The sequence below is a fragment of the Sporosarcina sp. OR05 genome (genome assembly GCF_041414805.1).
GTDB lineage: Bacteria > Bacillota > Bacilli > Bacillales_A > Planococcaceae > Sporosarcina > Sporosarcina saromensis.
Genome location: NZ_JANKJL010000010.1, coordinates 25371 through 38907, shown reverse-complemented (window position 1 = coordinate 38907; position 13537 = coordinate 25371). Strand labels below are relative to the sequence as shown.

The window sequence follows — 13537 nt, the reverse complement described above, 5'->3', positions numbered from 1 at the left end:
AAATGCAATCCACTCGATTAGTATTATTCAATTATTATTTCGCCATCAACTTCAATTCCGTTAAAATTGAAAATTGATCCTTCAAGATTCGTTAAGATTAGGTTGCCTGTTACTTTGATATTTGAAAAAGAGAGTGTTTCTGCGGCTGTTCCGTTGAATGTCAAATTACCTCGGACGACAGCATTGCCTAACGTCAACATTTCCGTAATATCAACCGTGACATTTCCGTTATATATTTTTGGTTCATCCACTGTGCCTGAGAAGTCATCCCCATTATAATCCCCGCCAGGATACTCGCCTGGATCTTCCCCTGCAATGTCTACAATTCTTCCTTCAATTTGAGGATCTACAGTTCCTAATGAAATAAGATGATCTCGGAAGTTCTCCCAATCTGAAAGGCCAAGATCTGTTACTCTTCCATCTGCATAAGCCGCTTTAAAGACATCAAAACCGTCTCCACCTTTAGCTGTGAAAGCATTTGTAGCGATTGTGTACATTTCATTATCCGCAATTTCTATGAATAAATCATTACCAGCATCGTATTCAACAGAAACAACTCGCTCACCAACTGGCTTGGAGGAGTCAAACTTCACTCGTGCACCTGATACATGCAGGAATCCTCCATTTTCACCTGGATAACTTCGTAAGCTCGTTTCAAAAGCTTGTTTAATTTCGCTACCTGATAGCCTCATAGTCGCTAGCGTGTTTCCAAACGGTAAAACGGTAATCACTTCACCTACTGTAATAGGACCTTGGTTAATACCTGCACGAATTCCCCCACCGTTTTGCATTGCCATAATGACACGTGTATCGTATAGCTTTGCTTTCGCTAGCATACCGTCCGTGATAACGTTACCTAGAGGTGTTTCATTTTTACGGACATTGTCAAACTCACCACGTGGATTCAACAATTCTTTTACAGCGATTGCGCCTATTTCTTCATTTTTTATAGCAGCAATCTTATCAGCGTAATCTTCTTTCAAGATTTTTGCTGCTTCTGAATCTGCTTCTTTATCACCAACTTTTACTAACTCACCATTATGTTCAACAACAACACCGTTATTATTAAAAGCAACATCTAGTGTTCCAAGATAGTCTCCATACTGACCTGCTTGGACAATGATTGTCGGTTGTTTTTTATTACCAATAAGAACTGGTTCTTTTAGCGTTGTATGACTATGTCCACCGACAATGATATCAATGCCTTCAACTTGCTTAGCTAATTCAAGGTCGTTGTCTACGGCAGGATTATCATCATAGCCGATGTGTGTAATTGCAACGATTTTGTTAACACCCATTTTTTCAAATTCTGCTACCATTTTTTCAGCTTCTGCTATATAGTCGGAAAAAGTAATTGCTCCTGGATTTGAAATGTCCGCAGTATCAGCAGTCGTTAATCCAAAAATTCCCACTTTTTCACCTTTGACTTCTTTAATAATGCCAGTATAAATATTTCCCTTTGCTTCTTTTGATGCGTTTACAATTTTCGTATTAAACAATCCATTAAATGAAGCATCTTTTGAAAAGTCAACGTTTGATGATACAAATGGGAAATTAGCTCCTTTAATAAAGTCTACTAATGCTTTATGTCCTTCAGGAGAACCACCTAGGTCAAATTCGTGATTTCCGAATGTCATAGCATCTACTTTCATTAGATTCATAAATCGCAGATCAGCTTGTCCTAAAAACTCATTGAAATATAATGTTCCGGAAAATACATCACCTGCGTCGAGTAGTAACGCATCCGGTTTTTGTGTACGGACTTCTTTTACTGCAGTTACTCTTTTCGCTACATTGTCCAAATGTGCATGTGTGTCATTAAAGTGCATGAGCGATAGTACAAAATTTTCATCTTTCTCTGGCGGCAGTGGATTTGCTACATATTGATTGACCACAACTGTAATGACAAGTTCTTTTGCCATGTTGCCTGCTTTATCTTTCGCACTGTAGGTAACAGTATACGTATCAGGTTTTAACGTGTTCACTCGGTCAACAACTTTGTTAGCGCTGTCACGAATGATAACCTCAACTTTTACATCACCGTCTTTATCGTCTGTTGCTGTTACAATTGGAAGTGTGAAATGCGCACCGAAAATTAAGCTAAAATTCGTTGCTCCATCGTAATGCAAAACAGGTGCAACCGTATCTGCTAACTCGTTAGATAGATAGTCTTTTCCACGATAAATAAATAATGCAAACTCTCCTCGTGTCACCGACTGCGTTGCACCAAACATTGTTGCACTTTTCCCTTTCGTCAGGCCGTGTTTTACTAGTGCATTGACATAGGGTGCCCAATTTGCATTGACATCTTTAAATTTTGTCGTCGTTCCAACTTCTGTCTCTAGTTTAAGAGCTTTAGATAAAATCTTTGCCAGTTCTGTCCTTGTAATCTCATCATCCGGTGCAAATGTCGTTTTACTTTTCCCCGAAAGTACTCCAGCATGGTAGAGTGCGTTCACAGCACCTAGCTGCCGATCATTCACATCCGTAAAAAATGAGCTTTGTGCATTGCTCGTATTTAGACCAAGTGCTTTTGCAATCATTACGGCAGCATCACCACGGGTTAATGTATCAGAAATACCAAAATACCCATTCCCTGTACCTTTCGTAATCCCCTTTGCTGCTAAGTAGGACAGAGCATCCGAATAAAGAATTGTTGAGTCCTTATAATCCGCTGCTGCAGGCGCGACTGCCGACGCTACTAATGCCGCAGTAGCTGACATCGCAATCAAACTACGATACTTCTTTGTCTTCGACATAATTCCTTGAGCCCCCATCATTAGTATTGAACACCAATGTTTCCGATGATTCCCATTGATTGTATCAAACTTTAGTAGGATTATCTACACAACAATTTAAATTATTTGTAAACTACATGTAAAACTTTTGTTTGATGTTGTCGAACAGGTCTTATTTTTCTTACTCATCTAATTCATAAGACTTATGTAGATTTTGCACGAAAATAAATTGTGTCGGTGTCTGTGCTGGAAACATTCACGTTAATTCAACCAATTTGTATGGTTATGCAATGATTGGTACTATATTTAAAGTGTATAATTTAGTAGATTCATTTTTATACAATTGTTGTGAGTTAACTGAAATCATTGTTACGCAGGCACTCTACACTTCCACTCAGGTACCCATTTCGAGGAAGTGTCTATAAGAAATATAAGAAAAAGCCCTTAGACCAAATTTTCGATCTAAGGGCTTATATAATTTATACTTCAACACAATCAAAAATTAGGTTGTAGTATAATTGACTATTATCAGTCGAATTAGAAATTGATCGTTATTTTTTCAAAGTAACTTTCAATTCTTTAGTAGCTGTTCCAACTTTAACTTTCACAGTGATTACAGCTTCGTTTACTCCCTCAGCAAGTACAGCTTTAGCGTTATAAGTACCGTTTCCAGTAATTTTTACACTGCCTGCTTTTTCAGGAACGATTGTCAAGATGCTTGCTGTATTAACAGATGCAACGGATTTATTACCGTATTGGTCAACTGTTGCAACGTTTAGAGGTGTTTGAGATCCATCCTCTTCAAGAATATCAGATGCAACTGTGTAAGTTCCACCTTCAACGATTGCTTCAGTAATTCCTTTAGCAGCGTTATAGTTTGAACCAGCATCTGCTACTGTGAAGAAGAAGTCTTCAACTAGTTTGTCATCTTTTGATACAACAAATTTTTGTTCAAGTACTTTACCTGTTGTTTCAATTGTTACACGTAGAGTGAATTCTGTGTCAATAGCACCATTAGTATTTGTATTTAGGTCAGCAACTTTTACAGTGATTTTGTCCTCATTAACAGTTGCAGTTCCTTTTCCACCTGTAAGTTTAACAGTGTATTCACTTGGATCAAGTGCAACTCTTCCACCATTCAATAAACCATTTACAGTAAATTCTTTAGCACCAGCTGCTTCTGCTGTATCTGCAGCTTGAACTTTACCAAGTGGTGCGATTTCATAATCGCTATACTCAGTTCCATCTGTTACACGAACTTGTTGTTGAACTGCAGAGTTTGCAACTTCTTTAAGTTCGTTGTTTGCATCAGTAATTGAACTGTCTTTCAAGTAAAGAACAATATTAGAAGTACCGTTTTTAGTTTTTGCAGTTACAACATTAGTTGAAGTGTTAACTGAAATGTATTCATTGTTCTCAGAAACTGGTTTAATTCCAATAGAGTATTTTGCACCAGCAGCAGTCCAAGTAGTGTTAGTCATTGTACGGCCGTATTGGTCTTCAACGTTTACTTTAGAGAAATCAATTGCTTCTGAACTTTGTTCAGCTTTAACGATTAATGGATCTTTAAGTCCACGTACAGCAACAGGTTTTGCTTGTGCTGTTAGTTTATAAGTTACTGTTGCAATTTTGTGAGTTGCTGTAGAAACAGTTGCAGTCACATAGTTATCTGCTGTTCCAGTTGCTTTTCCAAGGTTATAGTAAACTTGACCATCTTTCACTGTCAATTTAGTTTTGTCAGCAGAGACAAGTGCATTACCGTTTACTTTAATACCTTTTGTTCCATGTGTTAACAGATCTTTATCTGTAATTACATTGCCTTCTTTATCAAGAACAGTGATTGGTAAAAGAACATCTTCATTAATGATTGCATGTTCAGGTGTGCTTACAGATACTGAGTCTGTAGTTTTTGTTTCAGAAACACTCACTGTGTGTTTGAAAGTTTTACCATCCATTGTAGTGATGAATAATAGTTCAGCAGAACCTGCTCTGAATTGAACATCGTTAGCTGCGTCAACTTTAGCGAAATCTAAAACATATTTCTTTTTACCATTGATTGTTGCAGTTTTGATTTTATCTCCGCTGTTCAACTTAAGAACCAATGGGTTTGTGTTAGTAACGATTACTCCAGCAGCTTCTGTTGTAGCATCTCCAGGAGTTAGTGCATTACCGTATTGGTCTTTCAAGTTAACTACTAAGTAAGCAGAATCTGCTTTAGTAGCGTCTGTCAATTCAACTTTTTCGCCTTTAGCATTGTAAAGACCGTCTACAGTGATATCTGCAACTGCTGAAGCTGCTGATAATTTAACTGTTGCTGTTGTTGTAGTTCCAGAATTAGCATGAACTAATACAACTGGTACTAAATCGCCAACTCTTTTACCAGCTAAGCCAGAAATTGTGATTTTACCTTTGTTTGCACTAACAGTGTTTGCATTAGTAGTTACTGGAGTTGTTTCGGTAATATCTGTACCGTATTGGTCTTTTACAACATAACCAACAGTTGCAGTTGTATCAGTATCTTCTACTGGAATCAAACCGCCAACAGGATTTTTAGATAAAACTGCTACATCACTTAGAACTTGGATAGAAGCAATTTTTTGTGCTTCAATCTTAACAGATGCAGTTAAATCTTTTTCAGCTAAACCAGATACAGTTACTGTGTAATCAGCAGCTTGGAAGTTTCCTGCGCCAACTAACTGAACTGATTTTTTATCTTCTGCCCATTTAAGTGTAACATTTTGCTTGAAAGTTCCACGAAGCAATTCGATTTTAGCTTTTTCTGTATCTACAGCTTTATTGAATGTTACTTCAATAGTTTTAGCGTTGATTGCTTTAGCAGAAGATAAAGCTACTTCGCCAACTACTCCACCTTCAGCACGGAACATGAATAGAGCGAATTCACCACGTGTTAGGTTTTCAGTTGGAGCGAAAGTTGTTTCTGTTTTACCAAGAGTGATACCAGCTTCTTTAAGAGCAGAAACATAACCGATCCAGTTATTGTTTACGTCTGTGAAGTTAGCATTTTCTTTAGCAGTTAGCTTGTAAGCGTTAGCAAGCATTTTCGCCATTTCTTGACGAGTGATGTATGCAGCTGGGTCGAATGCTGTAGCCGTTTTACCGCTAGCGATTCCAGCTTCAACGATTGCGTTTACAGAACCTGCAACGCGTGCGTTAACGTCTTGGAAACCTGCATCTGGAGCTTTTGCAGTGTCAAGTTTAAGCGCGTTAGCGATCATGACCGCAGCGTCACCACGTGAAATGTTGTTAGAAGTACCGAAAGTCGTTTCAGTAGTTCCGTTAGCGATACCGTTTTCTACTAGGTAGTTAACAGCGTCTTGGTAAGCTTTGCTTACGTCTGTGAAGTTAGGTGTTGCTGCTGAAGCAACTGGTGCGATTGCTGATGCAACTAGTGTTGCAGTTGCAGCCGTAGCTACAAACTTTTTGTAGGCTTTTGGTTGATGAGCCATGTGTAGAATTCCTCCCTATTATGTGATAACAATTTATTAAAGCTATCATATGAATCTAGTGATGTTCCTAGATTCACTATGAATTATACCAACTATGTGCACAATAATCTACTTTTTATTTCAATTAAGTCATAAATCCTATGATTACTAGATTTAAAAGACTAATTTTAATAGAAGTAGGGCAATATGCACAGCCGGTCCTTTCGCTCTTTTACAATTATAGCAAACTTCAAATATAATACAAGAAAAATGAGTGATATGTTCTGAACAATTCCTAACTTCAGATAGAATGGGCGTTTAAATAGCTTTAGTGGGTGGTAGATTTTGCGCGGAAAGTGCATTTTGCTTGTAAATTTTATATTTTAAAAAGAACTCACACTCTATTCCAAAATAAAAAACCGTACGATCCGTTATGGGTCCGTACGGTTTTTCAATTCACTGATTAACTTCCTTCTATTACAAAGGGCTATTTTTTGAATCGCCTAGTACATATACTTCAAATCCTGCAGCTTGCCATTTTTCACGATCGATTGCTTGTTTCGTATCGATGATGATTTTGTGTTGCATGATGCCAGCAAGTTTTTCTGGGTCCAGTTGCTTGAAGTCGTCGTGGTTTGTCAGGATGACGGCTGCGACGGCGCCGGTTAGGGCTTCTTCTAAGCTTTGTGTTTGGACTTCGATATTGTTTGTTTTGATGTGTGGATCGTAGGCGATGACGTTTAGGCTTTTCTTTTGGGCTTCTTCGATGATGTTCAGGGACGGGCTTTCGCGCATGTCGTCGATGTTGCCTTTGAATGCGAGACCGAGTACCGCCACTTTTGCATCATATGTGTCAATGCCTTTTGCTTCTAGAATTTTGCATAACATGTCAACTGTGTATGCTGGCATGCCGTCGTTTGTGTTTCGTGATAGGTTAATGATTTTTGCGATTTCCGGGTTCAGTTCAACGAGGAACCACGGGTCAACAGCGATACAGTGTCCGCCTACACCCGGTCCCGGCTGATGGATGTTTACTCTAGGGTGGAAGTTCGCAAGGCGGATTGCTTCCCACACGTTGACACCGATTGTTGCACTAAGTTTCGCCAATTCGTTTGCGAGTGCAATGTTGACGTCACGGTAGGTGTTTTCCATCACTTTGACGAGTTCGGCTGTTGTGTCATCCGTTTCGTGCATTTGTCCTTTGACGAATGAACGGTACAAGTCAGATGTCATTCGCGCGGATTCCTCGTTTACGCCTCCGATGATGCGGTCGTTGGAAACCAATTCTTCGAAAACACGTCCTGGAATTACGCGCTCTGGTGAATGGGAGACAAAAATGTCTGTCCCGATTTCTAGACCAGTCGGAATCAGTTCAGGGATGACGACATCTTGGACGGTACGTGGTGGCACCGTCGATTCAAGAATGACGAGGTTCCCTTTTTCCACGAATGGCGCGATCGCTTTGGACGCGCTTCGGATGTATTCCAAGTTCGCTGTTTTGTCTTCTTTGATTGGTGACGGTACGGCAATGATGAAGACGTCTGCTTTTACGGGTGTTGTCGAGACAGTGAACGCTTTTGAATCGATTGCTTGGTCGAGTCGTTCTTGCAATCCGTTCTCTTCGATATGAAGTCTTTTGTTGCGAATATGGTCGACGACGCTTTCATTGACATCAACGCCGTGTACTTGGTGTCCGTGGTTGGCAAACATAACTGCAGTCGGTAGGCCAATATACCCTAAGCCGACGATGCAAATTGACTTTTTCATAAACAATGACTCCTAACTATTTTTTAGTGGCTTCTGCAAGCGTGTTGATTAACCAATCTATTAGATGCAAGACTATTCAATTTTACTTATACCCTCGATGAACACCGGATTTCCGCGCCAGGCGGACGCGTTCCGCGGGCACGGCTTCAGCCGAGCGAACTGCGAAGGGTGAGCTTTGCCGTATTTCTGTGCTTTTCAGAAATAAAGGCAGCCTCGGTGAACCGCTGCTCCTAACGCTACGCTTTTACTCGCAAAAGCTGTTCTGCGTGACAGCTTTCGCCGCCTTCTGCTCCAATCCTGATGAGCGCTTTTTAAGTTAAGAGCAATAAGTGGTCGGCAAAAGATAGTTGGCTGGAGTGCAGGCGCCGAAGTGCAAAGATGTGCTCCCAACGCTACGCTTTTGCTCGCAAAAGCCGTTCTACGTTACGGCTTTTCCTGCGGGAATATAGCACGAATGGTGAGACCCCGCAGGGAGCAAAGCGGACGAGGAGGCTCACCCGTGCCCCGCGGAAAGCGTGCGCCGGAACGCAAGCCAACGAATTCAAAGAAGTATACTTGTAAATAAGTGACTATCAACAGAACTATTGTTCCTATTCAGTTACTTCTATTAAATAATATGCGCAGCAGGAACTTCGGTAGATTCATCTGTCGCTTGATGCGCTTTGGATCGCTTGCGAGACGGTAGAGCCATTCGGTTCCTGTGTTGCGGAAAGCGGCTGGTGCGCGTTTGACGGTTCCTGAGAAGACGTCGAAGCTGCCGCCGACGCCTTGGAATACTAGGACGTTTTTCAGCTTGTCCATGTTGCGTCGGATCCATAATTCTTGTTTCGGGCTGCCGAGTGCGACGAAGATGATTTTTGCGCCGCTGTCGTTGATGCGCTGAATGAGTGCTTCTTCATCTTGTTCATACCCGTCTGTCGTGCCGGCAATCCTAATTGCAGGATGTTGTTGTTGAATATTTTTTGCTGCTTGTTGAACGACTTCTTGTTTTGCGCCGTATAAATAGACGGGATGTTGTTCGTCTGCGGCGAATTTAAGGAGTCTTGCCATCATGTCGACACCTGTGACGCGTGAAGTGATTGCTCCTTTTTTCAGCTTGGACGCAAGCAAAATGCCGACGCCGTCAGCGATTTGGAACGTTGAACCGTTGATGAGGCTTTTCACTTCAGGGTTCTTTTGCGCGGTCATCACTTTTTCAGGGTTGACGGCGATAATTGTGGATTGGAGGTTTCCTTCCATCCGTGTTCTGATTTCTGAGATGATGCCTTCATATGTAAGTGGCGACACGTGGACGCCTAGGTACGTTTCTTTCATAATTATAGACCTCGATTCGTTCGCTTTCAATTGTATTAGTATAGCAGATACCCAAAGCGGTTGCATAGCTATCCGAAACAAGATAAAATCTTGATAGGACAAGCATTCCACACAGATGTGGATGTTGTGCGTTTTTTCGCATGGTTGCCGGGCTGTTTTGAGGAAGTGTGTTGGTGGTAGTAACTAACGGGACAGACCCGATTGTGTTGAGGAGGATATTCATTGAAAATAGTGATTTCAGGCTTTTATGGGCTTGGTAATACAGGTGACGAGGCCATTTTAAAGGCGATTGTTGATAATTTGCGTGCTGAACTTGATGAGCCGGAGTTGACGGTGTTTTCCCTTTCGCCAGAGAAGACGGCGAAGGAGCATGGCGTCAAGTCGGTGTATCGTGGGTGGCGCCATGAGAATAAAGAGAAAGTGAAAGCGTTGCGGAATGCGGACTTGCTTATTTCAGGCGGCGGCGGTCTTTTACAAGATACGTACCCGACGAAGTTTTTGTTCGGGCCTCTGCCGTATTATTTGCTCATCGTGCTGCTTGCCAAGTTGTGCGGGACGAAGGTGATGTTCTTCTCGCAAGGGATTGGGCCGGTGACGAGCAAATGGGGCAAGTTCCTTATGCGTATGCTTGCCAATAAAGCGGATTTTGTTACAGTGCGAGATGCGTATTCAAAAGAGTATTTACATAATTTGAAGGTGACGAAGCCGGAGACGGTCGTGACGGCGGATATCGTGTTTGCGTTTAAACCGACAGAAGATCATGTTGCTTATGCATCACTTGGTTTGAAAGGTGATGAACGGCTTGTTGCGGTGGCGCCGCGTCCGTGGTTTGAGCATGAGGATGAATATATTGAGAAGTTAGCGTGGGTGCTTGATGAATTGATCGTTCAACGCGGGGTAATGCCGGTGTTCGTGCCGATGGAGCCACCGTATGATACGAATGTGTCGAAGAAAGTGATGGCGAAGATGAAGCATCCGGACAAGACGCGTTTGCTTGGTGATTCGTTTACGCCGAATGAGTTTTATAATTTTATCTCGAAAACGGAATTGACGATTGCGTTGCGGTTACATGCACTGATTTTCGCCGCCCTTTCCAATGTTCCGCATATCGGGTTGAGTTACGATCAGAAGGTTGAGAGCTTCTTGAAACGTTCAGGGATGTGGGACCGTTCCTTCCCATTGGGCGATTTCACAAAAGAGGGTTTGCTTGAAAATGCGTTGCATGTGCTCGACAATCAAGCGGAGACGAAAGAGATGATTGCGCCGAAAGTGGATGTGTTACGTCAGGAAGCTTTGCGCAATGTGGACTTATTACGAGAACGCTTTTTAGATGGAGGACGTTGAATTTGAAAATTTTATTAGCGACTGCTTATGATTACCCTCATTTAGGAGGTTTGTCGGTTCACTTGACGACGCTGAAGGCGGGTTTAGAATCACGTGGCCATTCGGTTGATATTGTGTCGTTTTCTGATGTGCCGAAGTGGAAACGTGATGGGGTTGTACGCGGACCGGCGTTTGTGTTGAATAAAGTGAAAAAAGGTTCGGGTTATGTATGGACGTTGAAGCGCCGAAAAGATGAGTTGGAAGCGTTGATTAAAGAGAAGGTTGCGAGCAGCACGTATGACATTGTGAACGCGCAAGATGCATATACGGCGTTGGCTGCACTTGAGTCGGATGTCCCTGTCGTCAGTACGGTGCATGGGTATTTGACATTTGAAGGGATTTCCAAAGGGACAGTTGTTGAAGGGTCTCCTGAAGCGGATGAATTGATGGAAGCGGAGCGTAAGTCGTATATGGCGACGCGTGAAGTGATTACGGTTGATACACGCATTAAGGAATATATTGAAAAAGAGACCGGCGTCATCGGGAATATGATTAAGAATTTCATTGACGTAGAGTCGTTTAAGCCTGAGATTGAGCGTCGGAATGAATTCCGTGCGAAATATGGTTTTGATCAAGAGGATCAGATCTTTTTCGTGCCGCGTCGTTTGACGAAGAAAAATGGCGTTATCTATCCGATTTTGTCGTTGCCTGCAGTGCTTGAGAAGTTTCCTAGGGCACGTGTCGTGTTTGCGGGGACGGGCGAGATGTTGGAGACGATGAAGGAGAAGGCATCTGCGCTTGGTGTGGCGGATCGCGTGACGATGGTCGGCGCGGTGGACCATGCGGATATGATTGAGTATTATGCGCTGAGCAACGTAGCGCTTGTGCCGTCGATCTATTCTGCTGGAGTTGAGGAAGCGACGTCGATTTCTGCGTTGGAAGCGATGGGATCCGGCGTGCCGTTGATTGCTTGTGCGGTTGGTGGATTGAAGGAGATTATTGAGGATGGGACAGATGGATTGCTTGTTGAGGAGCAAAACGTTGAGGCGTTGAGCGATGCGATGATCCGTTTGTTGGAAGATCCTGCGTTTGGGCAGCAGTTGGCGGATACGGCGCGTGCGAAAATTGTCGCGGAGTATTCTCATTTTGCGGCTGCTGAGAAGTACGAATCGATTTATAACAAGGCGTTAGCGCAAAAATAATGGATGATGTGATTGCCCCCTGCCCTGGCCGGGGGCTTTCTGCATTTTTGAGGGCTTGTGACCGAGTGTGTTGGTGCGTTCGGTACAGTTGTCCATTGAAGAGGTTAGGTGGTTGTGGCGATGAGTAAGTTGAAAAAGGCGGCTTTGTGGACGGCATTGCTTGCGCTTGTATTGAAGGTTTCGGGATTTGTTCGTGAATCGATTGTGGCGAAGCAATTTGGCGCTTCAGCGGAGACGGATGGGTATTTTTTGGCATTCGGGTTCATTACGTTAGTGGTGGCAATGATTTCGACAGGATTTAATAATGTGTTTTTGCCGATGTATACGAAGAGTCGAGCGGCGAATCCCAATCATGATGACCGAAATGCGAATGCATTGTTGAACTGGACGATGATTTTGTTCGTGTTTGTCAGTTTGTTCGGGTGGTTTTTCGCGGAGTGGTTCGTGCCGTTGATGTATCCGGATATGTTGCCGGAAACGGAGCCATACGCGGTACAGATTACGCAGACGTTTTTTGCTTTTATTACGATGATTGCGTTGAGCGGTTTGCTTGATTCGTATTTGCAGTCTCGGCGGATTTTTGTGCCTTCTCAGCTAGCGAAGTTGTTGGCGACGTTTATGTCTGCGTTGTTCGCAATTTTGTTCAGTGATGTGTGGGGCATTTATTCGTTAGTGTATGGATTTGTTGCAGGGACTGTGATGGGTGTTATTATTCAGGTCGTTGCGCTTGCGCGATCGGATTATAAGTGGCAACCGGTGTTTCATATGGAGAAGACGTTTGCGAAGGCGTTTCTTGTGTTGATTATTCCTTCGTTGTTGAATTCGGTTGTCGGGCAGGTGAATTTATTCGTGAACCGAGCATTTGCATCGGGTACTGAAGCGGCGGCTGTGACGTATTTGAATAACTCGTCGTTGATTGTGAGCATACCGAATGCGATTTACGCGACGACGTTGGCTGCGATTATTTTCACGTTGATGAGTGAGCAGACGGAGCAGTTGGCGAAGTTTAAAGATACGGTGTTCCGCGGGATGGAGATTTCGTTAGTGACGTTGTTGCCGATTGCAATTGGGTTGTTAGTTGTCGGTGATGCGGTTGTTTCGTTCATTTATGAGCGCGGCAAGTTTACGGCTGTTGATGCAGAGAAGACATATATTGCGCTGTTGTTATATTTGCCTATTATTGTGTTCCAAGGAATGCAGCTCATTTTGTCGAAGTCAATGTATTCGCGCGGCAAGACGGCGGTTGTGTTCCGGATTAGTGTGACGACGATTGGGATCAACTTTTTGATGAACTGGTTGTTGGTGGATAAATACGGCTATCCTGCCTTGGCGATTTCGGCATCCGTTGTGAGTGTGTATTATTTTGTGGTGTCGATGATTGTCGTGTATAAGGATTTAGGGATGGCTGAGTTGAAGCGGGTCGGCCGGATGAGCGCTCGCGTTGTCGGCCCTGCGATTGTGATGGGGCTCGTTGTGTGGGGCGCGAAAGTTGTGTTGCATGCAGGCGATTGGTATTCGCTAATTGAGTTGGCGGTGCTTGTGCCGATTGGGGTCGTTGTGTATGTGCCGATGATTCGGTTGTTTTATCGGGAAGGGTTTAATCGATTTGTTGGGTTGTTGCGGAGGGGATAGGTGGAGATTTCCTTTGTTATGCGGAGTTCCTGCTAAGTATGCGGAGTTGCTGCTAAGTATGCGGCGTTTAGCGAATTTATGCCGCGTTTGCGGGATTTATGCCTCGTTTGCGTGA

Annotated in this window: 7 protein-coding genes; 3 read left to right on the top strand and 4 right to left on the bottom strand. The window is 43.0% G+C overall.

Translation table 11 applies throughout. From position 1 onward, the window contains the following. Positions 1 to 23 precede the first annotated feature (23 nt). From NRI27_RS13535 to NRI27_RS13520, 4 genes are all read right to left on the bottom strand, one after another. Positions 24 to 2759 carry a 5'-nucleotidase C-terminal domain-containing protein gene (locus tag NRI27_RS13535; RefSeq protein ID WP_371391189.1) on the bottom strand — a complete coding sequence of 912 codons (2736 nt, stop codon included), beginning with the start codon at positions 2757 to 2759 and terminating at the stop codon, positions 24 to 26. A 530-nt stretch (positions 2760 to 3289) separates the two neighbouring features. After that, positions 3290 to 6205, bottom strand: a complete 2916-nt coding sequence (locus tag NRI27_RS13530) for an S-layer homology domain-containing protein (protein WP_371391188.1) — start codon at positions 6203 to 6205, stop codon at positions 3290 to 3292. Between the two features lie 456 nt (positions 6206 to 6661). Next, the gene (locus NRI27_RS13525; RefSeq protein WP_371391187.1) at positions 6662 to 7951 is read right to left on the bottom strand and encodes a nucleotide sugar dehydrogenase; all 1290 of its coding nucleotides are present in this window, start codon (positions 7949 to 7951) and stop codon (positions 6662 to 6664) included. A gap of 594 nt (positions 7952 to 8545) precedes the next feature. After that, positions 8546 to 9268, bottom strand: a complete 723-nt coding sequence (locus tag NRI27_RS13520; RefSeq protein WP_371391250.1) for a WecB/TagA/CpsF family glycosyltransferase — start codon at positions 9266 to 9268, stop codon at positions 8546 to 8548. Positions 9269 to 9487: 219 nt separating this feature from the next. On the opposite strand from NRI27_RS13520, the gene csaB reads away from it, so the two are divergent. From csaB to murJ, 3 genes are all read left to right on the top strand, one after another. Next, a complete protein-coding gene (csaB, locus tag NRI27_RS13515; RefSeq protein WP_371391186.1) occupies positions 9488 to 10609 on the top strand; it encodes a polysaccharide pyruvyl transferase CsaB in 1122 nt (373 codons plus the stop codon). A gap of 2 nt (positions 10610 to 10611) precedes the next feature. Then, positions 10612 to 11790 (top strand): glycosyltransferase family 4 protein, encoded by a 1179-nt coding sequence (locus tag NRI27_RS13510; protein WP_371391185.1) that lies wholly within the window; start codon positions 10612 to 10614, stop codon positions 11788 to 11790. Positions 11791 to 11910: 120 nt separating this feature from the next. Continuing rightward, complete coding sequence (gene murJ / locus NRI27_RS13505; RefSeq protein WP_371391184.1) at positions 11911 to 13422, top strand: murein biosynthesis integral membrane protein MurJ; 1512 nt, start codon at positions 11911 to 11913, stop codon at positions 13420 to 13422. The last annotated feature ends 115 nt before the right edge of the window (positions 13423 to 13537 follow it).

Coding starts and splice junctions, on each gene's coding strand:
- NRI27_RS13535 (WP_371391189.1), bottom strand. CDS start 2,759: ATGTCGAAGACAAAGAAGTATCGTAGTTTGATTGCGATGTCAGCTACT.
- NRI27_RS13530 (WP_371391188.1), bottom strand. CDS start 6,205: ATGGCTCATCAACCAAAAGCCTACAAAAAGTTTGTAGCTACGGCTGCA.
- NRI27_RS13525 (WP_371391187.1), bottom strand. CDS start 7,951: ATGAAAAAGTCAATTTGCATCGTCGGCTTAGGGTATATTGGCCTACCG.
- murJ (WP_371391184.1), top strand. CDS start 11,911: ATGAGTAAGTTGAAAAAGGCGGCTTTGTGGACGGCATTGCTTGCGCTT.